The 24,802-nt window shown below is 69.6% G+C and carries 17 protein-coding genes; 15 read left to right on the forward strand and 2 right to left on the reverse strand.

Features of this window, described 5'->3' with window-relative positions:
* Nucleotides 1-194 precede the first annotated feature (194 nt).
* The 13 genes from ACVCMI_RS04715 to gspD all read left to right on the forward strand — a co-directional run bounded on the left by ACVCMI_RS04715 (nucleotide 195) and on the right by gspD (nucleotide 15,880).
* Complete coding sequence (locus tag ACVCMI_RS04715) at nucleotides 195-1,787, forward strand: M4 family metallopeptidase (RefSeq protein ID WP_447097249.1); 1,593 nt, start codon at nucleotides 195-197, stop codon at nucleotides 1,785-1,787.
* A gap of 134 nt (nucleotides 1,788-1,921) precedes the next feature.
* Entirely contained in the window at nucleotides 1,922-4,372 is a 2,451-nt protein-coding gene (locus tag ACVCMI_RS04720; protein ID WP_447097248.1) for an ESPR-type extended signal peptide-containing protein, read from the forward strand.
* 149 nt (nucleotides 4,373-4,521) lie between these two features.
* Nucleotides 4,522-6,252 carry a type II secretion system ATPase GspE gene (gene gspE / locus ACVCMI_RS04725; RefSeq protein ID WP_447097247.1) on the forward strand — a complete coding sequence of 577 codons (1,731 nt, stop codon included), beginning with the start codon at nucleotides 4,522-4,524 and terminating at the stop codon, nucleotides 6,250-6,252.
* A 114-nt stretch (nucleotides 6,253-6,366) separates the two neighbouring features.
* Nucleotides 6,367-7,584, forward strand: coding sequence for a type II secretion system inner membrane protein GspF (gspF, locus tag ACVCMI_RS04730; protein ID WP_447097246.1), 1,218 nt, complete (start codon nucleotides 6,367-6,369; stop codon nucleotides 7,582-7,584).
* Nucleotides 7,585-7,786: 202 nt separating this feature from the next.
* A complete protein-coding gene (gspG, locus tag ACVCMI_RS04735; protein WP_447099489.1) occupies nucleotides 7,787-8,212 on the forward strand; it encodes a type II secretion system major pseudopilin GspG in 426 nt (141 codons plus the stop codon).
* An 83-nt stretch (nucleotides 8,213-8,295) separates the two neighbouring features.
* Nucleotides 8,296-8,757 carry a GspH/FimT family pseudopilin gene (locus tag ACVCMI_RS04740; RefSeq protein WP_447099488.1) on the forward strand — a complete coding sequence of 154 codons (462 nt, stop codon included), beginning with the start codon at nucleotides 8,296-8,298 and terminating at the stop codon, nucleotides 8,755-8,757.
* Nucleotides 8,758-8,846: 89 nt separating this feature from the next.
* Nucleotides 8,847-9,266, forward strand: coding sequence for a prepilin-type N-terminal cleavage/methylation domain-containing protein (locus ACVCMI_RS04745; protein WP_395121333.1), 420 nt, complete (start codon nucleotides 8,847-8,849; stop codon nucleotides 9,264-9,266).
* Nucleotides 9,263-9,925 carry a prepilin-type N-terminal cleavage/methylation domain-containing protein gene (locus tag ACVCMI_RS04750; RefSeq protein WP_395116336.1) on the forward strand — a complete coding sequence of 221 codons (663 nt, stop codon included), beginning with the start codon at nucleotides 9,263-9,265 and terminating at the stop codon, nucleotides 9,923-9,925. Before ACVCMI_RS04745 ends, ACVCMI_RS04750 begins: the two co-directional genes overlap by 4 nt.
* A complete protein-coding gene (locus ACVCMI_RS04755) occupies nucleotides 9,922-10,794 on the forward strand; it encodes a general secretion pathway protein GspK (RefSeq protein ID WP_447097245.1) in 873 nt (290 codons plus the stop codon). The genes ACVCMI_RS04750 and ACVCMI_RS04755 overlap by 4 nt, the downstream gene beginning before the upstream one ends.
* Nucleotides 10,791-11,945 (forward strand): type II secretion system protein GspL, encoded by a 1,155-nt coding sequence (locus ACVCMI_RS04760; protein WP_447097244.1) that lies wholly within the window; start codon nucleotides 10,791-10,793, stop codon nucleotides 11,943-11,945. The genes ACVCMI_RS04755 and ACVCMI_RS04760 overlap by 4 nt, the downstream gene beginning before the upstream one ends.
* The gene (gspM, locus tag ACVCMI_RS04765; RefSeq protein WP_447097243.1) at nucleotides 11,942-12,580 is read left to right on the forward strand and encodes a type II secretion system protein GspM; all 639 of its coding nucleotides are present in this window, start codon (nucleotides 11,942-11,944) and stop codon (nucleotides 12,578-12,580) included. The genes ACVCMI_RS04760 and gspM overlap by 4 nt, the downstream gene beginning before the upstream one ends.
* Entirely contained in the window at nucleotides 12,577-13,299 is a 723-nt protein-coding gene (locus ACVCMI_RS04770) for a hypothetical protein (protein WP_395116344.1), read from the forward strand. The genes gspM and ACVCMI_RS04770 overlap by 4 nt, the downstream gene beginning before the upstream one ends.
* A gap of 4 nt (nucleotides 13,300-13,303) precedes the next feature.
* Nucleotides 13,304-15,880 carry a type II secretion system secretin GspD gene (gspD, locus tag ACVCMI_RS04775; protein WP_447097242.1) on the forward strand — a complete coding sequence of 859 codons (2,577 nt, stop codon included), beginning with the start codon at nucleotides 13,304-13,306 and terminating at the stop codon, nucleotides 15,878-15,880.
* A 71-nt stretch (nucleotides 15,881-15,951) separates the two neighbouring features.
* Here the strand turns inward: gspD and ACVCMI_RS04780 are convergent, their stop codons facing one another.
* Nucleotides 15,952-16,671, reverse strand: a complete 720-nt coding sequence (locus tag ACVCMI_RS04780) for a GGDEF domain-containing protein (protein ID WP_447097241.1) — start codon at nucleotides 16,669-16,671, stop codon at nucleotides 15,952-15,954.
* Nucleotides 16,599-18,944 carry a ligand-binding sensor domain-containing protein gene (locus tag ACVCMI_RS04785; protein WP_447097240.1) on the reverse strand — a complete coding sequence of 782 codons (2,346 nt, stop codon included), beginning with the start codon at nucleotides 18,942-18,944 and terminating at the stop codon, nucleotides 16,599-16,601. The genes ACVCMI_RS04780 and ACVCMI_RS04785 overlap by 73 nt, the downstream gene beginning before the upstream one ends.
* A gap of 346 nt (nucleotides 18,945-19,290) precedes the next feature.
* Between ACVCMI_RS04785 and hrpB the strand changes: the two genes are divergently transcribed.
* Nucleotides 19,291-21,915, forward strand: a complete 2,625-nt coding sequence (gene hrpB / locus ACVCMI_RS04790; RefSeq protein WP_447099487.1) for an ATP-dependent helicase HrpB — start codon at nucleotides 19,291-19,293, stop codon at nucleotides 21,913-21,915.
* A 240-nt stretch (nucleotides 21,916-22,155) separates the two neighbouring features.
* Nucleotides 22,156-24,768, forward strand: a complete 2,613-nt coding sequence (locus ACVCMI_RS04795) for a bifunctional diguanylate cyclase/phosphodiesterase (protein WP_447097239.1) — start codon at nucleotides 22,156-22,158, stop codon at nucleotides 24,766-24,768.
* The last annotated feature ends 34 nt before the right edge of the window (nucleotides 24,769-24,802 follow it).

The raw sequence follows: 24,802 nt of genomic DNA on the forward strand, positions 1-24,802 counted from the left end.
GGGAAGCGGGAAATGGGCGACGAAAGAACACGAGTTTGGACAGGTTCTCGGAATTTTTCCAATTGACGGGCCGTGCGCCGCTCTCCTACGGTCGCCGATTCGCCGCTCCGGGGAGGGCGGCGGAATCCAGCTGACCGTGCTGCGGCGCCTGCGCACCGCCACGGCAGATCGTCTGACTGTTTTGGGGGATGGAAATGCTCAACAAGAAACTCGTCGCTGCCCTGGTCCTGGCTCTGGGTGGCGCCACCGCCGCGTCGTGCATGGCCGCAACGCCGCTGCACATCCACGCCGGTGCGATGGGTCGGATCGCGCCTGCAACGCTGGCGAACCGACTGGGCCTGGGGACGGACGCCTCGTTCCAGGCGGATCGCCAGCTGCGCACCGCGCACGGCACGCTGAAATCGCGCGAGCGGCAGACCTGGCGCGGCGTGCCGGTTTACGGCCGCAGCGTGGTGGTGGAACGCGACACGCGCGGCGCGGTGCTGTCGGTAGCGGGCTCGGCCGAGCGCGACATCGGCGCGCAACTCGCTTCGGCGCAGCCGCGGCTGACGGCCGCCGCCGCTACCGCCGCGCTGCGCCGGCACATGGGCGATACCGGCCTGGCGGCACGCAATGTCGACAGCGAGCTGTTCGTCTACCCGCAGGCCGGTCGCGCGCCGCGGCTGACCTATCGCGTGTCCTACGTGCTGGACAACCACGGCCAGCCGTCGCGACCGACCGCGATCGTCGACGCCGACACCGGCGCCGTGCTCAAGCAGTGGGACGGGCTCGCCCACGGCCGGCGTCCGCCGGGCGGCGGCAGCACGCCGGTCGCGGTCACCGCCACCGGCCCGGGCGGCAACGCGCTGACCGGCTCGTACAACTACGACAACTCCGGCCCGGGTCTCGAGCGCCTCGATGCGGTGCGCATCGGCAGCGTGTGCTACCTGCAGGACGCCGACGTGGCCACCTACAACCTGGCCGGCGGCCAGCGCGTCACGCAGTGGTCGTTCGGCTGTGCCGGCAGCAATCCGGCGCTGTGGGTGAGCCAGGGCGACGCGATCAACGGCGCATATTCACCGATCAATGATGCGCATCATTTCGGCGGCGTGGTGCACGACATGTACTCGACCTGGTTCGGCGAGCCACCGCTGAAGAACACCGACGGCTCGGCGATGCAGCTGTCGATGTGGGTGCACTACGGCACCAACTACGAGAACGCGTTCTGGGACGGCCGCGAGATGGTGTTCGGCGACGGCGACCAGTACTTCTTCCCCTTCGTGGTGCTGGACGTGACCGGGCACGAGATCAGCCACGGCTTCACCGAGCAGCATTCGGGGCTGGAATACACCGGCCAGTCCGGCGGCATGAACGAGGCGTTCTCCGACATGGCCGGCGAGGCGGTGAAGTACTTCGACCGCGGCAGCAACGACTTCATGGTCGGCGCGGACATGGTCAAGCCGGCCACGGTGCCGCTGCTGGGCATGGCGGCGCTGCGCGACATGTGCACGCCGAGCAACGATGGTGCATCCATCGACAGCGCGCGCGATTACAACGACTCGCTCGACGTTCATTACAGCAGCGGCGTGTACAACCGCGCGTTCTGCCTGCTGGCCAAGACCAGCGGCTGGAACACGCGCAAGGCGTTCGAGGTGTTCCACGACGCCAATGCGCTGTACTGGAGCCCGGCCGAAACCTTCGACGGCGGCGCCTGCGGAGTGGAACAGGCCGCCACCGACCGTGGCTATGCCGAGGCCGACGTGGCCGCTGCCTTCAACGCAGTGGACGTGGCCTGCGCCGCACCCTGAAGCGGCCCGTTCGGGCCGAATCCGCCACCGGGCGTGACCGGCGCAAGCCGCACGCCCGGGTGGCTGCACATCACACGCCAGGCACCGCCACGCGCATCGTCGCGCGGGCGGCGCCGCACAGGAATCTCAAAATCATGAACACGATCTACAGCAAGATCTGGAATGCCGCGCTGGGCGCGGTGGTGGTGGTATCGGAGCTGGCCTCGCGGCGCGGCCGTCGCGGCGGTTCGCGCCTGCGCCTGGTCGCCGCCGGCGTGCTGGCACTGGCGCTGGCGCCGCTGACGATCCACGCGCAGACCGCAGCCGCGAGCTGCACCTACACCGTCGACGGCGTCACCACCACGGTGCCGGCCACGCCCACCGGCGACGGCGCCTTCGTCTGCGGCGTGGATGCGGTCGCCAGCGGCGACAACGCCAGCGCATTCGGCTCCCACGCCAGCGCCACCGATGGTTCCGCCACGGCGGTGGGCGGCGACTATGTCGATACCGACGGCACGGTCTACAGCACCGAGGCGAGTGCCTATGGCGCGACCGCGTTGGGCGCCGGCGCCGGCGCGGACGGCATCGACAGCACGGCGGTCGGCTCGCTGGCGTACGCCACCGGGCAGGGCGCGTTCGCCGGCGGCGCCAACTCCGGCGCGGATGGCTACAACAGCGTGGCGCTCGGCGCCAACGCGCAGGCATCGGACCGCGGCGGCATCGCGATTGGCGGCGGCGATCCGGACCCGGCCAATGGCTTCCTCGCCACCGAAGCCCAAGGTGAGGGTTCCATCGCCGTCGGTTCGCTGGCGGCTGCCGAAGGGCGCGGCGCGATCGCGCTGGGCTACCAGACCGTCGGCGTCGGCGACAACGCCACCGCCACCGGCAACGGTGCCTGGGCGCAGGGCGCCGGCGCAACCTCGGTCGGCGGCGCGGCCTACACCGGCGCCGACGCGGCCACCGCGGTAGGCAACAACGCCACCGCGCTGGCGCAAGGCGCGTTGGCACTGGGCGCAGACAGCCATGCCGAAGGCGTGTTCTCGATCGGCATGGGTACGCAGGACAGCAACGGCTACGGCGGCGCCATTGGCGAACAATCGCTGGCGCTGGGCTACGACAGCGGCGCGCTGAATGCCGGCACGGTCGCGCTGGGCGGCTACAGCGTTGCGCCGGGCTTCCTGGGCACGGCGCTGGGCTACAACTCGATGGCCATCGGTGACTACTCCCTGGCCAGCGGCACGGGTGCAGCGGCCAGTGGCGCCAGCAGCGTGGCGGTGGGCGAGAACTCGGCGGCCAGCGGCGACGAGAGCGTGGCCGTGGGTGGCAGCGCCGTCGGCGGGCAGTTCTTCACCGAGGCATCGGGCGTCGGCGCGACCGCGCTGGGCGCCGGCAGTTACGCCACCGGCGACTATGCCGCGGCGTTCGGCTGGCTGGCCGGCGCCGACGCGGTCAACGGCACCGCGCTGGGTTCGGGCGCGTGGGTGCAGTCCACCGCCGACAACGCGGTGGCGCTGGGCGCGCAGTCGCTGGCCGATCGCGCCGACACGGTGTCGGTGGGCAGCGCCGGCTTCGAGCGCCAGATCACCAACGTGGCCGCCGGTACCCAGGGCACCGATGCGGTGAATCTGGACCAGCTCAATGCGCTGCAGGCGCAACTCGACCTGACCGGCGCCGCGCTGGGCGACAATACCGCCGCGATCACCACCAACACCGCGGCGATCGGCGCGTTGGACGGCCGCGTCACCACCATCGAGGGGCAGATCGGCGATCTGCGGCAGAGCACGATGGAGCTGGGCGCGGTGGCGATCGATACGGTCGGCGACGGCAGCGACGACGCCAACGTGCTGGCCGGCTCCAGGGGCCTGGCGATCGGTTCGGCAGCCTCCGCCGGTGGCGATCATGCCACCGCGATCGGCGGTGACAGCCTGGCCGCCGGCGCGAACGACACCGCGATCGGCGGCAATGCCAGGGTGAACGCCGACGGCAGCACCGCCGTGGGCGCCAACAGCACGGTCGCGGCGAGCGCCACCAACGCGGTGGCGCTGGGCGAAGGCGCCTCGGTGACCGCTTCCGGCGCCGTCGCGCTGGGCCAGGGTTCGCTGGCCGATCGCGCCAACACGGTGTCGGTGGGCACGGCCGCGAACAACCGCCAGGTCACCAACGTGGCGGCCGGCAGCCAGGCCACCGACGCGGCCAACGTGGGCCAGGTCGAGCAGGCGCTGGTGACGGCCAAGAGCTACACCGACGCCAACGCGCAGCAGACCCTGCGCAGCGCCAACGCCTATGCCGACGCCAAGTTCGCCAACGTCGCCTCCACCGCCGACGTGAACGGCTTGCGCGACCAGATGAACGACCGCTTCCACGGCGTCGACAAGCGCATGGACCAGGTCGGCGCGATGGGCACGGCGATGGCGCAGATGGCGTTCAGCACGCAGGGCATCAACACGCCCAACCGGCTGGGCGTGGGTGTGGGCGGCTACCGCGGTGAAGCGGCGTTGTCGGTCGGTTATTCGCGGCAGCTGTCGCCGCGCGCCAACCTGACCTTCGGCGCGGCGGTGAGCGGCAACGAGGCATCCGGCGGCGTGGGTGTCGGCTTCGGCTGGTGACACGGTGGGGACGGCGGGCGGTCTGATGCCCGTCGTCCCCGTTTCGCGGTGGGTAATGCCCCGCAGGCTCCGTTGTGATACCAATGGCGTTTTCCGCGCGGTGTCGGGGGGCGCCGCGTATCGGGCATGCATTGAACGTGAGGTGACGGATGTCGGCAGCCATCGAGCCGGCGGGTGGCGGGGCAGGCGTGGGCGATGACCGCGAGGCCGCTGTCTGCGCCTGGCTGGTCGCGCGCGGCCGGCTGAAGGATTCCGACCTGGGCCGCGCACGGCGCCTGCACGAGGAATCCACCGAAGGTACGCTCACCACGCTGATGGCGCGGTTGGGGCTGGTTTCCGAACGCGACCTGGCCGAGGCCTGGGCCGAACTGCTGCAGGTGCCGCTGCTGGCCGCGCGCGACGCGCCGGAATTGCCGCCGGCCGAGCTGGAACTCTCGTTGCGCTTTCTCAAGCAGCAGCATGTGGTGCCCGTGCAGGAAGGCAGCGACGGGCTGGCCCTGCTGGTGGCCGATCCGGCCGATCCGTATCCGCTGCACGCGGTCGAGCTGGCCGCCGGACGCCCTGTCGCACTGCGCGTGGGGCTGCGTTCGGAGATCGATGGCCTGATCGAGCGCTATTACGGCTCCGGCCGTTCGGCGATGGGCACCATCGTGGAGAACCTCGACGGCAGCGCCGCCGAGGAGGACGACGTCGAGCACCTGCGCGACCTCGCCTCCGAGGCGCCGGTGATCCGGCTGGTGAACCTGATCCTGCAGCGCGCGGTGGAGCAGCGCGCCTCGGACGTGCACATCGAGCCGTTCGAGAACCGCCTGAAGGTGCGCTACCGCATCGACGGCGTCCTGCATGAAGTCGAAGCGCCGCCGTCGTCGTCGACCGCCGCGGTGATTTCGCGCGTGAAGATCATGGCGCGGCTGAACATCGCCGAGCGCCGCCTGCCGCAGGACGGTCGCATCCAGCTGCGCGTGCAGGGCAAGGAGCTGGACCTGCGCGTGTCCACCGTGCCGACCAGCTTCGGCGAATCGGTGGTGATGCGCATCCTGGACCGCGAATCGGTGGTGTTCGATTTCGCCTCGCTCGGCTTCACCGACAGCTTCCAGCAGCGCTTCGTCGACGTGCTGAACAAGCCGCACGGCATCCTGCTGGTCACCGGCCCCACGGGCTCCGGCAAGACCACCACGCTGTACACCGCGCTGAGCCAGATCAACACCAACGACGTGAAGATCATCACCGTCGAGGACCCGGTCGAATACCAGCTCGAAGGCATCAACCAGATCCAGGTGAAGCCGCAGATCGGGCTGGATTTCTCCGGCGCCCTGCGCTCGATCATGCGCCAGGACCCGGACGTGATCATGATCGGCGAAATGCGCGACCTGGAAACCTGCCGCATCGCGATCCAGTCCGCGCTTACCGGCCACCTGGTGCTGTCCACGCTGCACACCAACTCGGCCGCCGGCGGCGTCACCCGATTGCTCGACATGGGCGTGGAGGATTACCTGCTCGGCTCCACCATCAACGGCATCCTGGCGCAGCGCCTGGTGCGCCGGCTCGATCCGGAAACCGCGATTGCCTACGAGGCCTTGCCCGAGGTGATCGCGCAGTTCGAACTGGAGAAATACACCGACGAACGCCCGATCCGCCTGTGGAAACCCGGCACCAGCGCGACCAACCCCAGCGGCTACCGCGGCCGCCGCGCGATCATGGAGTTCCTCACCATGAGCGACCCGCTGCGTCGCCTGGTGATGCAGCGCGCCAGCGAGGGCGAGATCGAGAAACAGGCCCGCGCCGAAGGCATGCGCACCATGTACGAGGACGGCATCGCCAAGGCCGTCGCCGGCATCACCACGCTGGAGGAGGTGATGCGTGTCACGCAGGAGGGCTGAGAATCGGGAATCGGGAATAGGGAATAGGAAGAGCAGGGGCCGCAAACTCGCGGCGACCCGCTTTTCCCATTCCCTATTCCCTATTCCCCATTCCCGGCTGGCGGAGCCAGCCAAGTGAGCCAGTTCCGCTACAAGGCCGTCAACGACGCCGGCGAAACGCTGCAGGGCCAGATGGAAGCGGGCAGCGTCGACGAGGTGATCGCACGGCTGCAGGACCAGGGGCACACGCCGCTGGAGGCGCGCTCGGCGGAGGGCGCGGCGACCGGCAGTGGCTTGGCCGGCATGTTCAAGCGCGGGCCGTTCACCGGCGATCAGCTGGCGCTGTTCACCCATCAGCTGGCGACCCTGCTCGGCGCGGGCCAGCCGCTGGACCGCGCGCTGACCATTCTGCTCGACCTGCCCGAGGGCGAATCGGCGAAGAAGCTGATCGAGCGGGTACGCGATCGCGTGCGCGGCGGCACCACGCTGTCCGCGGCGCTGGACGAGGAGCACGGCGTGTTCCCGCGCCTCTACATCAGCCTGGTGCGCGCGGGCGAGGCGGGCGGTTCGCTGGAGGAAACTCTGCGCCGGCTGGCCGACTACCTGGAGCGCGCGCAGGCCTTGCGCGGCAGCATCACCAACGCGCTGATCTATCCGGCGTTCCTGATGGTCGGCGTGCTCGGTTCGCTGGTGCTGCTGCTGGCCTACGTGGTGCCGCAGTTCGTGCCGATCTTCCAGGACATGCAGGTGCCGATCCCGTGGATCACCTCGGCCGTGCTGGCGCTGGGCAACCTGCTGGCGGACTGGTGGTGGCTGATCGCGGTACTGCTGATCGGCGGCGGGCTGGTGTGGCGCGCGCGGCTGCGCGATCCGGCGGCGCGGCTGGCCTGGCACACGCGCCTGCTGGGGCTGCGCGTGATCGGCCCGCTGCTGCTCAAGGTCGAGACCGCGCGCATCGCCCGCACGCTGGGCACCTTGCTGCGCAACGGCGTGCCGCTGCTCGGCGCGCTGACCATCGCGCGCCAGGTCACCGGCAACGTTGCGCTGGACGCGGCGCTCGGTGCGGCGCACGAACAGGTCAAGGGCGGTGCCGGCCTGAGCCTCGCGCTGGGCCAGTCGAAACTGTTCCCGCGCCTCGCGCTGCAGATGGTGCAGGTGGGCGAGGAAGCCGGCCAGCTCGACGGCATGCTGCTGAAAGTGGCCGACACCTTCGAACTGGAATCGCGCCGCTCGATCGACCGCCTGCTCGCCGCGCTGGTACCCGCGCTGACCATCGTGATGACCGTGCTGGTGGGCATCATCATGGCCGCCATCCTGCTGCCGCTGCTGAGCATGACCAGCAGTATTCAGTGATTGAGAGCAGGGAATAGGGAATGGGGAATAGGGAATAGGGAATAGGGGAGTACGAAGCAGTTGGGTTTTTCGATTCAGTGATGGAGAGAACGTGATGGTGATGTCTTTGGTGTCGATGGAACGGAGAGTTGGAGATCGGGAGCGGGGAGGCGGGAATGCGGCAGGCTCCCGAGCGCGCCCTATTCCCTATTCCCCATTCCCTATTCCCGGGCGAAGCCGCGGGCGCACGCAGCGCGCCGGCGGCTTCACCCTCCTCGAAATGCTCGCCGTGATCGCGCTGATCGGCATCGTGGCGGTGGCGGTGATCACCAAGGTCATCCCCAGTTTCGACAAGGGCAAGTACAAGACCGGCAAGATTCAGTTGAGCACGCTGTCGCAGGACATCGACAACTACATGCTCGACAACGGCACGCCGCCGCAGCAGCTGGTCGACCTGGTGAAAAAGCCCGGCAACGCGCCCAACTGGCAGGGCCCGTACGCCAAGGAGTCGCAGCTGAAGGACCCCTACGGCCACGACTACGGCTACCAGTACCCCGGCCAGCACGGCAAATACGACCTCGTCTTCTACGGCGAGGATGGCAAGCCCGGCGGCGACGGGCTGAATGCGGATGCCGGGAACTGGCAATGAAGCCGGGAATAGGGAATAGGGAATGGGGAATGGGAAGAGCGACGTGCTCGAGCGCTCTTCCCATTCCCTATTCCCCATTCCCTATTCCCTGCCGTGGGCGCGCGCAGCGCGCCACCGGCTTCACCCTCCTCGAAATGCTCGTGGTCATCGTGCTGATCGGGTTGGCGGCGGTGGCGGTGTCGGTGTCGGTGACGCGGGGGCTGGCCGGGGCGCGGGTGCGCGCGGCCAGCAGCGAACTGGCCGGGGCGTTGCGCGCGACGCGGGCGCAGGCGATCGTGCATGCCGACGAGCAGGTCTTCGACGTCGATACCCGCGCCAACAGCTACCAGGGTGCCAGCCATCGCGACGTCGCCCTGCCCAAGGGCCTCAAGGTCAGCATCACCAGCGCAAAGGAAGACCGCCCCGACGACCATACCGGCCGCATCCGCTTCTTTCCCGACGGCAGCTCCACCGGCGGCCGCATCACCTTGAAAGCCGGCCAGCGCGAATGGCACGTCAACGTGTCGTGGCTGACTGGCGAGGTGCGGGTGGTGGATCAGCCATGAGGGCGGGGAACAGGGAATCGGGAATAGGGAATAGGCAAAGCAAGTTGCCGCGGGGCCGTGGCTGTTGCTCTTCCCATTCCCTATTCCCTATTCCCCATTCCCGGCGCGCTCCGCGCGCCAACGGCTTCACCCTCCTCGAAGTGATCGCCGCGATCGCCCTGCTGGCGATCGCGTTCACCGTGTTGATGCGGGTGGCGGGCGGCTCGATCCGCCTGAGCGAGAATGCCGCCGACCACAGCGAGGCGGCGTTGTGGGCGCGCAGCCTGCTCGACACGGCGTTCACCAACGAGCCGGTGCGGCCGGGCAGCACGTCCGGGCGGTTCGACCAGCGCTTTCGCTGGCAGTTGAACGTGGCGCCGTGGCGTCCGGGCTCGACGCCGGCGCAGGCACCGCTGCAGCTCTATCAGCTCGATCTGGAAGTCAGCTGGGGTCCGGCGGTCCATCCGCAGGTGGCCCATTTCCGCACCCTGCGGCTGGCCGCGGCGGAGCCGGCGCAGGCGCAGCCATGAAGAAGCGCGCCGCCGGCTTCACCCTGCTGGAAATTCTCGCCGCGCTGGTGCTGCTGGCGCTGCTGCTGCTGGGCGTGTACTCGGGCATCGCCAGCGCCAGTCGCAGCGTGCGCTCGGGCACCGCCGCGATCGAGCGGATGGACCAGCTGCGCGCGGCGCAACAGTTCCTGCGTCGCGAACTGGCGCAAAGCCTGGCTGCGCCGATCAGCCGCACCGATCGTGGCGAGCCGGTCTATTTCCAGGGCGACGCGCACGAGATGCGTTATGTCGCGCCGCTGCCGGGCTACCTCGGCAAGCTCGGGCCGCAATTGCAGCAGTTGCAACTGGTCGACGACGGCGCCGGCGGCCTGCGCCTGGAGCTGCGCCTGGCCCTGCTGCCGCCCGATGGCGGCCCGCCGCAGGCGCTGGGTGAGCCGCAGGTGCTGTTCGACCACATTCGCGCAGGCGGCTTCCACTATCTGGGCACCGATGCCGACGGCAGCGCCTTGCCGTGGGCAGGCGAGTGGACGGCCGACCGCTCGCTGCCGCAAGTGGTGCGCATCGAGCTGCAGCCGCAGGGCCGCGCCAGCTGGCCGCGGCTGGACATCCCGCTGCGCATCGAACCGCTCGACGCCGGTGGGCCGTTGCGCATCCACGTACTGCGACGTACCCCGCCATGAGCGGCCGTCTGGAAAACGCGTCCAGCCAGCGCGGGGTCGCCCTGCTGCTGGTGCTGTGGGCGTGCACCTTGCTGGCGATCCTGCTCGGCGGTTACGCCGCGCTGGCGCGCACCGAGGGCTTGCAGGCGCGCTACCAGTTCGCCGGCACGCAGGCACATTACGCCGCGGAGGCCGGCCTGATGCGCGCGATCTACGGTCTGCAGGACCCGCGCATCAAGCAGCGCTGGATCGGCGACGGGCGGCCTTACCCGTTCACCTACGACCACGCCAGCGTGGTGGTGCGTGCGATCGACGAGGACGGCAAGGTCGATCTCAACAGCGCCACGCCGGAGGTGCTGCAAGGCCTGCTGCATGCCGCCGGCTTGCGGCCGCGCGAGGCCGGCGAACTGGTCCGCCACATCGTCGACTGGCGCAGCCCGCCCAGCCTCGCCGGTGAAGTGGACAGCCAGCGCGCCGCCTATGCCGCCGCCGGTCGCGACTACGGCCCGCGCCACGGCCCGTTCGTCACCGTGGAGGAGCTGCAACTGGTGCTGGGCATGACGCCGGCGCTGTACCGCCAGCTGGCGCCGGTGCTGACGATCTGGTCCGGCAGCCCCAGCCCCAACCCGAACACCGCGCCGCCGCTGGCGCTGGAGGCGATTCCCGGGATGACTCCGCAGCAACTGGCCGCGATCCGCGCCACCCGGGCGAAAAACGCCAGCGATCCGAGTCTGGCTCTCAACAACGGAACCACGCATAGTATCGAGTCCGTCGCCACCCTGGCCGACGGGACGAGCGCGGTGTTGCGCGCGACGATCCGCATGCAGCCGGGGCAGGCTGGCGAGAAGCCTTACGCCGTATTGCGCTGGCAGGAGGGAAAGTCCGAATGAGTACGGCGATGCCGTCGCTGCAGCCGGGTTGGGAGCGCGTTCGCCGCCAGTGGCGCGCCTCGCCGCTGCCGGGTTTTCTTGCCTGGTGGGGCGGCGAACTGCGCGCGCTGCTGCCGCCGCGCTGGCGCAGCTGGTTCGGCAGCGGCGCGGACTGGTACCTGCTGCAGGTCGAGGGCGAGACCTGGTCGCTGCGCCGGCGTGGCCATGCCGAGGTGCTGGCGCAGTGGAACGAGGCGGTCGAGGATCTGCCCGGGCGCAGCTTCGGCGCGGCGCTGGCACAGGTCGATCGCGAGGATCTGCGCGTCGCCCTGCTGCTGCCGTCCGCCCAGGTGCTGCGCCGCAGCCTGTCGTTGCCGCTGGCCGCGCGCGACAACCTGCACCAGGTGGTCGGTTTCGAGATGGATCGGCAGACCCCGTTCGGCGTGGCGCAGGTGTATTACGCCGTGCGCGAACTGAACGCGACGGCCGCCGGGCGCTGCCAGGTGGAACTGGTCGCGGCGGCCCGCGCCGGCGTCGATCCGCTGCTCGCGCGCCTGCGCACGCAGGGCATCGCGGTCGATGCGGTGGACGTGGCCGCGGCCGACGGTCGCCTCGGCGTGAACCTGTTGCCGCCGGAGCAGCGCCCGCGCCGCGCGCATCCGCGGCGACGGCTCAACCTGATCCTTGCTGCCGGCGTGGTGTTGCTGTTGCTGCTGGCCGGCCTCGAATGGCGGCACAACCGCGAGGTCGCGCTGGCCACCATGCAGGACCAGGTCGCCGCGATGCGCGGCGAGGCGGCGCAGGTCGCCTCGCTGCGCCAGCAACTGCAGGACAACGCCGGCGCCGCCGGTTTCCTCGCCCAACGCAAGAAGAACACCGTCGGCATGCTGGAGCTGCTGCGCGATGCCACCGCGCGCCTGCCCGATGGCACCTGGCTGGAGCGCCTGAGTGTCGATGCCACCGGCCAGATCGGCATGCAGGGGCAGAGTCAGCAGGCGGCCAAGCTGCTCGACGCCTTGAAGGATTCCAGCGTGATCACCGATGCCGGTTTCCAGGGCAGCATCCAGCCCGACGCCGCCACCGGCAAGGAGCGCTTCTACCTCACCGCGCGCATCAGGCAAGCCGCGGCGGCCAGGCCCGCGCCGACCGCCGGCAGCGGGGACACGCCATGACGCGCCCGACCCTCGCGCCGCGTGAACGCCGCATCGTTGCGGTGGCGCTGCTGCTGCTGGCGGTCGCGCTGGCCTACCTGGTGCTGCTGCACTGGTGGTTCGTCGCGCCGCTGCGGCAGATCCACGAGGAGATGGCGCACCTGCGCGACACGCACAGCCGCTACGCCGCCGCGATCGCGGAGAAGCCGGCGCTGCAGCGCCGGCTGGACGAGATGGGCGCGGGCCAGGCCGCCAGCGACGCGTTCCTCGCCGCCAGCGATCCGAACAATGCCGCCGCCGACCTGATGCAGCAGGTGGTGGACGTGGTCGGCCGCAACACCGGGCGCGGGCGCTGCGTGGTGAGCCAGAAGATGCCGTTGCCGACGCCGCCGACGTCGGCCGGCGAGCCGTATCGCAAGGCCGCCGTCAGCATCAGCCTGAGTTGCGACATCGAACCGCTGGCGGCGGTGCTGCAGGCGCTGGAGCAGGGCCGGCCGTACCTGTTCGTCGACGACCTCAGCATCTATCGCAACCCGGTCGCCGCACAGCGCGAGCAGGGCGCGCCGCTGGAAGTGCAGTTCACGCTCTCCGGTTACGTGCGCCCCTCGGCCGGCGCGCCGATGCCCGCCGATGCCGATGCCGGAGCCGCGCCATGAACGCCGCCCAGCAACGTCGACTCACTCCCGTGCTGGCCGGCGTGGCCGTGCTGTTGGGCGTGCTGCTGCTGATGCTGCTCGGCGGGGTCGGCCGCGCCATTCGCTGGACGGCGCCGCGCACGCTGTCGCCGCTGCCGCCGGCCGGCAGCGCCGACCTGCCGCAAGCCGTGCCGCTGCAGCAGTTCAGCGTGGTGTGGAGCAAGCCGCTGTTCAATCCCGACCGCAAGCCGGTGGCGCATGCCAGCGAGGGCGGCAGCAACCTGGGCGACCTGGAGCTGACCGGCATCATCATCACCCCCAGCCTGCGCATGGCGCTGCTGCACGACAAAAACGGCAACCACGAGATCCGCCTGCGCCAGGGCGAGAGCCTGCCCGACGGCAGCGTGACCCTGGTCGAGGTGCAACAGCGTTCGGCGGTGTTCGATTCGGCCGCCGGCCGCACCGAACTGAAACTGCCGGCCGGCGCGCCGATCGACCAGGTTCGCGGCGACGCCGCACCGGATCGCGACCGACCGCCGGCGGCGGGCGCCTCGATGCTGCACCCGCAGCCCGATGCCTCGGCGCGACCGCACTTCGAATCCGGTCCCGGGCCCGCCCGCTCGTCCATGGCGCCGGCCGCCTCGAACAGCCCATCCCGGTCGACGCTGGAACAACTGCGTCGCACCATCGAAAAACGTCGTGCGGAACGCGCTGCCGCGTCCCACGAAGGAGAGCACTGAACCCATGCCTCGCCGATTCCTCATGCGCACCGCGCGCACCGCCATCCTGGCCGCCGTGGTCGCACTCGCCGGCTGCGCCAGCCTCCCGCAGCCGCGCGACGACGGTGCGCTGCAACGCGAAGCGATGGCCGGCACGCACGCCCCGGTGCCCGCGCCGCTGCCGCTCAACCGCGACCTGGCCGCGCCCACCGCCGCGCCGCCGGCGGCCACCATCAGCGCCGGCAGCGGGCAGTTCGTGCGGCCCTCCGCGCTGGTCACGCCGCGCAAGAGCGCCACCGGCAAGGATGCGGTCACCTTCAACTTCGAGAACCAGCCGGTGCAGGCGGTGGTCAAGGCGATCCTCGGCGACCTGCTCAAGCAGAACTACACCATCGTGCCGGGCGTGGAGGGCAACATCTCCTTCTCCACCGCCGAGCCGGTCGAGCAGGAGCAGGCGCTGCCGATCCTGGAAACCCTGCTGGGCTGGACCCACAACGCGCTGGTCAAGCGCGCGGGCGGTTACGTGGTGTTGCCGGAGAAGGATGCCGTCGCCGGCAACCTGGTGCCCAGCCTCGGCGCGGCCGCGCCCGGCGGCGGCCTGCAGGCGCGGCTGTTCCCGCTGCGCTACATCTCCGCCACCGAGATGCAGAAGCTGGTCAAGCCGTTCGTGCGCAAGGATGCGGTGCTGCTGGTCGATCCCTCGCGCAACCTGATCGTGCTGGCCGGCACGCCACAGGAGCTGGCCGACGACGAGCGCATGATCCGCACCTTCGACGTGGACTGGTTGCGCGGCACCTCGGTGGGCGTGTTCAACCTGCAGTACGCCCGCGTCGCCGAGCTGATGCCCAAGCTGGATGCGTTGTTCGGCGAACACGGCAGCACGCCGCTGGCCGGCATGCTGCGCTTCATCCCGATCGAGCGCACCAATGCACTGGTGGTCATCAGCACCCAGCCCGACTACCTGCGCGAAGTGGGCGAGTGGGTCGCCAAGATCGATGCCGGCGGCGGCAACCAGCCGCAGCTGTTCGTCTACGACGTGCGCAATCTCAAGGCCTCCGACCTGGCCCGTTACCTGGCGCAGATCTACACCAACGGCGCCGGCAGCGGTGGCGACAACGGCGGCCAGGTCGGGCCGGGCCTGAGCAGCGGCACGCTGGGCAGCGCCGACAACGTCAACGCCAACCCGCTGGGCAGCACCGCCGGCAGCTTCGGCAACACCGGCACCGGCGCGGTCGGCGGCGGCGCGATGAACGGCGCCGGCAGCGGCGGCTTCAACAGCGGCGGCGAGAGTCGCGACGGCAGCGGCAACGGCCAGCCGGGCGCGATGTCCGGCGGCATGGCGACCAGCTTCGGCAACAGCGGCGGCAACGCGGAAACCAGCCAGCAATATGCCTCCAGCGACGGCAGCGTGCGGATCAGCTCGGTGGACAGCAACAACCAGTTGCTGATCCGCGCCCGCCCCTCGCAGTGGGAGGAGATCAAGCGCGCGATCGACAAGCTCGACAACGTGCCGCTGCAGGTGCAGATCGAGACGCGCATCCTGGAAGTCAGGCTCACCGGCGCGTTCCAGTTCGGCGTGCAGTGGTACCTGAAGGGTTTCGTCGGCAGCACCGTCGACAACAACGGCAACTTCATCCCCGGCTCCACCACCGCCAGCCAGTACGGCGCGCTGGGAGTGGGCGGGCCGGCGTACGGCGGCCAGCCGTTCTTCTACTCCTTCCTCAACTCCAACATGCAGGTCGCCGTGCGCGCGATGGAGACCAGCGGCAACACCAAGACGCTGTCGGCACCCTCGATGGTGGTGATGAACAACCAGGTCGGCGCGATCCAGGTGGGCGACAGCATTCCGATCAACCAGACCACGGTCAACACCGGTATCGGCACGGGCACCAGCTACAACTCGGTGGACTATCTCAACACCGGCGTCATCCTCAAGGTTCGCCCGCGGATCAATCCCGGCGGCCTGGTCTACATGGACGTCAGCCAGCAGGTCAGCCAGCGCGATTCCTCGCAGCAATTGGTCAACGGCAACCCGTCGATCTCGCAGCGCGCGCTGTCCACCCAGGTCGCGGTGCAGAGCGGCCAGACCGTGCTGCTCGGCGGCCTGATCCAGCAGGACGAGGGCGTCACCAACACCGGCATCCCCGGCCTCAACCGCATCCCCGTCATCGGCCGGTTGTTCGGCAACACCAACCGCAACCGCGACCGCACCGAACTGATCGTGCTGATCACCCCGCGCATCATCCGCAACAGCGACGAGGCCAAGCAGGTCACCGACGAGTACCAGGAGAAGTTCGAGTCGCTGGCGCCGCTGCGCCAGGGCGGCGAGGCGAGCGCCGCGAGCGTGACGCCGGTGGCTGCCGCACCCGCGCCGAGCTGGCCCGAGCAGTTGCAGCAACATGCCGAGCTTGCGCTGGGCAAGGCCGACTACGCGAACGCGGAGCGCCTCGCGATGCAGTCGTGGCAGCAGGGCACGCGCCAGGGCAGCCTGTGCGAGCGCAACTGGCAGGTGATCGCCCAGGTGCGCCAGCACAACCAGGATGCCGCCGGTGCGCAGACTGCACGCCAGAGCCAGCAAGCCTGCCGCCAGCCGTCGCCCTGAGAGCGTGTGAAAAAATCCCCCGCCTGCTGCGGACATCGCCGAACGCCCCTGGCGGGGGCCGCGCCGTTGAATCAGCCTGGGGCGGCCACGTCATCGAGCGACAGGACGGACAGGTAGCCTTTGGCGACCAGCACGTCCAGATCCACCGTGATTTCCCCTGGGTCGGTGGCCAAGGCCGCATCCGTCGGGACAACCCCGACCCAGCGGTTGCGGCCATCGCGTTTGGCCCGATACAGGCACTGATCGGCCAGGTTGACCACGTCCTCCCAGCCAAAGTTGTGCTTCGATGCGGCAAACACCGGGTACGAGGCAAAGCCGACCGAACATGTGCGGTGTATCGTCAAGCCGTTGCCGAGGTCGAAGGGATGATCGGCAACCATGGTGCGGATCCGGTCGGCAACGACGGGGCCGAAGGCATTGTTGGCGAAGCGCGCGACGATGAGGAACTCCTCGCCGCCCCAGCGTACCGGGGTGTCCGTCTCGCGCGTCGCCGCGACAAGAATGTCCCGCAGCTGCGCCAGGACGCGGTCGCCGGCAGCGTGCCCGTAGCGATCGTTGACCTCCTTGAAGTGGTCAAGATCCATCATCAGGAACAGCAGATTGATGTTGGCGTCGGCGTGATCGGCATAGCCCAGGGCGAGGTTCCGGTAGTTGCGCTGAACCGTGGCGATGTCCTTGTCGACATGGTCGATGACGTAACGCCGGTTTCTGAGTCCGGTCAGTGCATCCGTAATCGTCTGATCGACCAGCGCGGAGTTGGCGCACTCCAGCGCTTCGGTACGTTCCTCCACCAGCTTTGTGAGCGCCTGGTTTCGTCGACGTTGCGCAGACGCCAGCGCATGGCCCCTTTGGCGACAAGCAATAGCAGGGCGCACCACGTCAGGTAAGCCCACCAGCTGCGATACCAGGGCGGCAACACGCGAAAGCTGAAGTTTGCCTCGCTGCCGAGACCGCCATAGGCGTCGCGCGCGCGAACGCGGAAACGATAGGAGCCCTCGGGCAGGTTGGTGTAGTCACGATAAGTTTCGTTGGTCCACGCCGACCAAGTGTTATCCATGCCCTCGAGCATGACCTGGTAGCGCTCGGCAGCACCCATTTCGAAGTCGGGTTGCGCGTAGTCGAAGCGCAAGCTGTTCTCGCGCCAATCCAGCTCAGCGGGGGCAACCCTGCCGGCCCCGCCCCAGAGCAGTTTCCCGCCGTGCGTGGCGACGTTCCGCAGCAGCGTCGCGGCAGGTGTCGCGTAGTCTTTTTGCCTGTGGGGATCGTGGCGATAGAGACCGTCGTTCGTGCCCACCCAGATCACGCCATCCGGTTCCGACGTCAGGGCGAACACCGTCTTTCCCGACAACGCCTGCAAGGGGCGCTCCTGCCAGTGATAGCGGCCTTGGGCGTCGGCCACGGCGACACCCAGCGCCTTGAGGTGGCGGGCAGGGTCGACCGTGTACATCCACACGCTGCCGAACGCATCCTGCTCAAACTTCCAGACTTGCCGGGTGCCGGACCCGAACAACCCGGAGAAGCGTTCGTCCGGCACCAGCGCGCGCCCGCTCGCGTCGAGTTTTTGAATGCCTGAGGCCGTACCGAATCGGATGTCGCCGTTGACAAGGCCAAGAGTGACGAAACGAGGTTCCTCCGGATGGGTCACACTCGGCTGGAGCCTTTCCATCCGGGGTGATGTTGCTGGCCGCGCCTGTCCGGAGAGATCAAGCCTTGCCGCACCTTCATCCATGAAGCCGATCCACAAGGTGCCGGCGGCGTCCGCGAGCAGCGAATGGATTTCGCCCGCCACGACCTTGCCCTCGTCGACCAGCCTGCCCGATGCAAACCGCATCGACAGCAAACCGTCACGCTGGCCTGCCAGCAAACGGTCATCGTGCGGGGCAACGCGCGCCAGGGTGAAGGAAAACTCTCGCGAGAGTTGCCGCGCCGCACGGTTCCCATCGACCTCGAAAAGACCTTGCGCGCTGGCAACCAGCAAGGACCCATCCATGTCCAGCATGTCCCAGACCTGGCCATGGATGCCCGCAACCCGAGTGAACCGGGCCTTCGTCTCGTCGAGTCGGAACAGACCCTTGGCCGTGCCTGCGTACAAGGTGCGTCCATGGCGGTGGATCGCCATGACCGAACCGTCCAGGCCGCTCATGCGGGTGAAACGGGTCAGCGGCGAACCCACTTCGACCCGCGCCAGGCCATTGTCCAGCGCGAGCCAGAGCCCGGCGTCGCGATCCTGCATCATGCCGTAGACGGTGTCGCCAATGAGACCTTCCGCCATGCCGACACGGCCCACTTCGTCGCCCTGGCGGTCGAGCAGCATCACGCCACCCTGCAGCGTGGCAACGGCGAGCCGGCCATCGGCAAGCCACTGCGCGCCGTAGATCTGATCGGCTTTGAGCGCTTCGGCGTTGCGGGTGGACCAGGGACGGTAGGCATGCCCGTCGAAGATCGACCATCCGGCCTGCCGGCTTCCGATCAGGATGGACGCGGGTTTTCCCGCCTCGGCCCAGGGAACCATGGCGTAGATCCTGTCGGTCGCGAATCGCGCGCCGCCCTCGACCCGTTCCAGCCGACCGGCCACCAGCTTCTCCAGCCCCTGGTCCATTTGCTGGATGTACAACTGGTGATCCAGGTAATAGGCGAGGTGGAACTCGGTTTGTGCCTTCCACACCCGTACCTTGCCGGAGGCCAGATGGAACAGCCGGCTGCTGGTCGCAAAGTAGATTCCATCGTCGCCAGGCAGTACGTTCCACACGTCGGCGAAATCGCGATCCTCCGGCGGTATCCGATCGAGCAGCGACACGTAGTGCATGCGACCCGCGGCATCCGGCGCGAGATATCCGAAATCGCCAACGCAGCCGACGTAGACGCGTCCCCGCGCATCGGTGGCCAGTGAGCGCACCGTGCTCTGGCGGGGAACCGCGATGTGCCGCCACTGGGTGCCATCGAACTCCAGCACGCCATCGTCGCCATTCCCGACGTAGATGATTCCCCGTGCGTCCTGCACCACGGCCCAGTTCTGCGGGTAGCCGCCGTAGTCCTCGGGATTGAAGTTCTTCAGCAGCGGCATGCCGATCGGGCGTGCGGACAGAGGCGCGACATCAGGCGCCGGGGGCGCGGCCCAGGCGGCGGCTGCGAAAACCCAAAGGCCCCCAAACAGGCAACGCAGGAAGCGAAGGCGCCGCCCCTTGCTGGATGGTGGCATGGTGAACAATCGGGATACTCCTGGTTCCATGAAAACGTGTGGCGACCCATGAGCGGTTAGCCCAATCAGTACATCGGCCACCTGAAGCCACGCTTGAGGCCAGCTCGCGGGCAGTACCCTTGCTCTCGCGAATCCCGAATCCCGACGCGGGAGCATCGCTCGCGAGCGGCTCCTGGCTGTCCTGGTGGGGCGGGCCTTTATCATGCAGCGGATGACTGCGCCCGATTTCCCGATCCTCCCGTTGCTGCCCGAGATCCGCGCCGCGCTCGCGGCAAATCCGCGGCTGGTGCTGGAGGCGCCGCCCGGCGCCGGCAAGACCACTCAGGTGCCGCTGGCCCTGCTCGATGCGCCGTGGCTGGCCGGCCGCAGGATCGTGATGCTGGAACCGCGCCGTCTCGCCGCGCGCGCCGCCGCGCAGTTCATGGCGACGCAGCTCGGCGAGCCGGTCGGGCAGACGGTGGGCTACCGCATTCGCTTCGAGTCGAAGGTGAGCGCTGCCACCCGCGTCGAGGTGGTCACCGAAGGCATCCTCACCCGGCTGATCCAGGCCGATCCCGAACTGGCCGGCATCGGCGCGATCATCTTCGACGAGTTCCACGAGCGCCACCTGGCCGGCGACCTCGGCGCCGTGCTCGCGCTCGACGTGCAAGCCACCTTGCGGCCGGACCTGCGCCTGCTGCTGATGTCGGCCACGCTGGATGGCGAGCGCATCGCCGGCTGGCTCGACGCGCCGCGCCTTTCCAGCCCCGGGCGCAGCTTCCCGATACGCATCGAACATCCGCCGGCGCGCGCGCAGGAAAGCGCCGAGCAGCATCTCGCCCGCACCGTGCGCCAGGCGCTCGATGAAACCGACGGCGACGTGCTGGTCTTCCTGCCCGGTCGGCGCGAGATCGCGCGAACGCAGGCGCTGCTGGAGAGAATGCTCCCCTCCCCCTTCGGGGGAGGGGTTGGGGGAGAGGGTGCGGTCGGAGCCGAGCGCCCCGCTCCGCCCGTACCCTCTCCCGCCCCTAAAGGGGCACCCTCTCCCGGAGGGAGAGGGGAACAAATCGACATCGTGCCCCTGCACGGCGAGCTGTCCCTCACCGAGCAGCAATACGCCCTGGCCCCGGCCGAACCCGGCACGCGCCGCATCGTGCTGGCCACCAACGTGGCCGAATCGAGCATCACCTTGCCCGGCATCCGCGCGGTGGTCGACAGCGGCCTGGCGCGCGAGCCGCGCTTCGATCCGCACTCCGGCTTCACCCGGCTGGAGACGGTCACCATCTCGCAGGCCTCGGCCGATCAGCGCGCCGGCCGCGCCGGTCGCGTCGCGGCGGGCGTGGCGTATCGGCTGTGGCCGCAGAGCCGCCGGCTGGAGCGCAGCCGTGGCGCGGAGATCGCACAGGCGGAGCTGTCCGGCCTGGCGCTGGAGCTGGCGGCCTGGGGTGTCACGGCGGCGGATGGCGGCGACCTGGCCTGGCTCGACCCGCCGCCGCCCGGCGCGCTGGCCCAGGCGCGCGAACTGCTGCAGGCACTCGATGCGCTCGACCGCGACGCATGCATCACCGCGCTGGGTCGGCGCATGCTGGAGCTGGGCGCCAGCCCGCGGCTGGCCGCCGCGGCGCTGCGCGCGCCGCACGAACAACGCGCCGTGGTCGCCGACCTGCTGGCCCTGCTGGAGGCGCGCTCGCCGTTGCGCGGGGCGCAGGCGCGCAACGACGATCTGCGCGTGCGCGTGGCCGCCTTGCACGCTTGGCGCGACCGCCGCGGCGGCGCGCCGCGCGGCGAGGTCGACGCCGGCGCGCTGGCCGCGATCGAGCAGGCCAGCAAGGGCTGGCGCAGACGTCTGGACGTCCGAACCGCGGCCACCGGCGTACCCGACAGCCACGCCGTGGGCGACCTGCTGGCGCACGCCTTCCCCGACCGCGTCGCCCATCGCGATGGCGACGATCCGCGCCGCTACGTGCTGGCCAACGGCCGCGGCGCCCGCCTGCACGAACACACGGCGCTGCTCGGCGAACCCTGGCTGGTGGTGACCGACCTGCGGCTGGAGTCGCGCGACAGCCTGGTGTTCAGCGCCGCGCCGCTGGACCCGCGCACGCTGGAGCGCGACTTCCCCGCGCATTTCACCCGCGAACGCACGCTGCGCTGGAACGAGCAGCGCGGCGCGGCCGAGGCGTTCGAGGAAAGCCGCTTCGGCGCCATCGTGCTGAGCCGCCACAGCGTGCCGGTGCGCCCGGCCGATGCCTTGCCGGCCATGCTGGCGGCGATCCGCGCGCGCGGCCTGGACGCGCTGCCGTGGAGCGACCACGCCCGCCGCCTGCGCGCGCGCATGCAGGCCTTGCGCGCATGGCTGCCCGAGCGTGGGCTGCCCGACGTGTCCGACGCAAACCTGCTGGTCACGCTGGAACAGTGGCTGGCGCCGTACCTGCATGGCAAGCACCGACTCGACGCCCTGGGCGCGGAGGAGTTGTCGCAGGCGCTGGCGTCGCTGTTCGACCATTCGCAGCGCCAGCTGCTGGACGCCCAGGCACCGGAACAAGTCGTGGTGCCCAGCGGCCAGTCACGCCGCCTGGAATACGCCGGCGCCGACTCGCCGGTGCTGGCCGTGAAACTGCAGGAACTGTTCGGCCTGGCCGACACTCCGCGCGTCGGCGGCGGCCGCATCCCGGTCACCCTGCACCTGCTCTCCCCCGCCGGCCGCCCGATCCAGGTCACCCAGGACCTGCGCGGCTTCTGGGAACGCACCTACCCCGAGGTGAAAAAGGAACTCAAGGGCCGCTACCCCCGCCACCCCTGGCCCGACGATCCATGGACGGCGCAGGCCACGCATCGGGCCAAGCCGCGGGGAAGGTGAGGCCGGCCAGCAACAGCTCAATCATCCGCCCCTGCGGCCGATAGCCGGGAAGGGGGAGATTCCGCCGGTCGACATGGGCGGGGACCCTGCGGCCGTGCGCTTTTCATCTGGCGCGCGCATTCTGCTCCTGTAGCATCGAACACACTGGACCCCATGGCAGCGGAATTGCCACAGCTTATGGATCTCCACGAGCTCCATCCAACGCGAACGGATCGCCGGACCGGCGGTGCGTTCGAGCCCGTGGCTGTGGCAGCTTCGGGCTGGCGCCGCAGCGCCCTGTGGTGGAGCTTGCTCGCCTTGCTGGCGGGCCTGGCGCTGGCCTTCGCGGCCCACCTGCAACAGCAGCGGCGGCATCTCACCGAGCAGTCGCTGGTGCGTGGCGAGATGGCGGGCAAGACCTATGCAGCCCTGCTGAACCGCCTGCACGAGTCCGAATCGCTGCTGCGCGCGGTGCAGACGCTGTTCCTCTCCTCGGACGAAGTCAGCGAGACCGAGTTCACCAACTTCTACGACAACATGCGCCCGCACGTGCAGTTCCCCGGCCTGCTGGCGCTGGCCTACGCGCAGCGCGAGAGCGGTCCGCAGGGCGAGCATTTCATCACTAGCTGGGTGCAGCCGCGCAAGGGCAACGAGGCGGTGGTCAGCCTCGACGTCGCGGCGCAACCGAGCAACCTGGCTGGGCTGCTGGCGTCGCGCGACAGCGGCGAGGTGGCGTTGTCCGCGCCGTTCCGCCCGGTACAGCAGACCGGCGCCGGCGCACCGGACGGGTTCACCATGCGCCTGCCGGTGTTCAGCCCGGGCGACCCGCCGCGCACCATGGCGCAGCGCCGCGAGCGCATGCGCGGCTCGATCGCGGTGTCGTTCCGCATCAGCAAGCTGCTTGGCAACGTGCTGCAGCCGGACGTGGGGCGGCAGCTGCGGCTGACCTTGCACGACGTCACCGACCCGGCGCGCGCAGTGCCGATGTTCGATTCCGCGCCCGCGGCGGCGACCGGCGACGACTTCCGCTTCGAGCGCCGGCTCGCCTATGGCGGGCGCGTGCTGGACGTGGTGATGCGCTCGCGCCCGATGCGCCCGACGGCGTTCGACTGGAGCCAGTCGGCGCTGCCGGTGGGCGTGCTGGCCAGCGTGCTGCTGGCCATGCTGGTGTACTCCATGGTCAACACGCGGCAGCGCGCGCTGGAACTGGGCTGGCAGATGAGCCGGCGTTACCGCGAGAGCGAGGAGCGTTTTCGCGCGCTCAACGAGTTGTTGCCGGCGCTGGTGATGCTGGCCGATGCCGACGGCGGGCGCATCACCTACGCCAATCAGGCGTCGCGCAATCGCCTCGGCGACCGCATCATCGATCAGCGCCTGCCCGAACTGTTCGACGACGACGACCTGCACCGGCAACTGCAGGCGCGCGACACCAGCGGCTGCGGCCGGATGGAGGCGCAGTTGCGGGACGCCGGCGGCGAGCGCTTCTGGGCCAGCGTGGCGGTTTCGCGGGTGGAGCTGGGCGGCCACGCCAAGCTGCTGCTGGTGGCCAGTGACATCAGCGAGGAGCGCCAGCTCAACCAGTTGCTGAGCTACCAGGCCAGCCACGACGTGCTGACCGACCTGTACAACCGCCGCGAGTTCGAGCACCAGCTGCAGGCGCTGCTGGCGGCCGGGTCGTTCGCCTCGCCGGTCGCCGCCCTGCTGTACGTGGACCTGGATCAGTTCAAGCTGGTCAACGACACCTCCGGCCACCCCGCCGGCGACCAGCTGCTCACCCAGCTGGCGATCGTGATGCGCCGGCAGCTGGGCACGGGCGACGTGCTGGCGCGGCTCGGCGGCGACGAGTTCGGCGTGCTGCTGACCGGCGTGGCCGACCGCGAGGAGGCCGAGCGCAGCGCCGAGCGCATCCGTCGCTGCATCGACGGCTACGTGTTCATCTGGGAGCAGACCAGCTACATGGTCAGCGCCAGCATCGGCGGGGTGGTGATCGACCACTCCGGCGTGTCGGCCCGCGACCTGCTCGCCCAGGCCGACACCGCCTGCTACATGGCCAAGGAGATGGGCCGCAACCGCGCGCATTTCTACTCCGGGCGCGACGACCAGACCGTGCGCCGGCGCAGCGAGATGGACTGGGCCAACCGCCTGCGCTGGGCGATCGACGAGCGCCGCCTGCAGCTGGCCTACCAGGAGGTGTGGCCGCTGCCGCCCGGCAGTGGCCGGCCGGGCATCGAGATGCTGCTGCGCTTCCGCGAGGAATCAGGCGAACTGATACTGCCCGGCGTGTTCGTGCCGGCGGCCGAGCGCTACGGACTGATGCCGCTGGTCGATCGCTGGGTGATCGAGACCACGCTGGCGAATTTCGACCGGCTGCATCCGGACGGCAGCGCGATGGAGATGGTGGCGATCAATCTCTCCGGCGCCAGCATCGAGGACACCGCCCTGGTCGAGGACATCATCGACTGGTTGCGCCGCTACCGCGTGGAGCCCGCGCAGGTGTGCTTCGAGATCACCGAGACGGTGGCCGCGCGCAGCCTCTCGGCGGTGGCGCGCTGCATGGCGCAGCTGCGCGCCGCCGGCTGCCGCATCGCGCTGGACGACTTCGGCGCCGGCATGTCCTCGTTCACCTATTTGAAGCACCTGCCGCTGGACATCATCAAGATCGACGGCAGTTTCGTGCGCGACATGCTGACCGATCCGGTCAGCCACCTGATGGTCAAGGCGGTCACCGACATCGGCCACCGGCTGGGGCTGGAAGTGGTCGCCGAGTGGGTCACCGACACGCCCACCGTGCAGGCGCTGACCGCGCTGGGCGTGAATCGCGTGCAGGGCTTCGGCCTGCACCGGCCGGAGCTGGCGCTGTTCCAGCGCGAGTGAGGGCGTCGGGCCGGGGCTGATGCAGGTCATGGGG

This window comes from Rhodanobacter sp. UC4448_H15 (assembly GCF_052978265.1).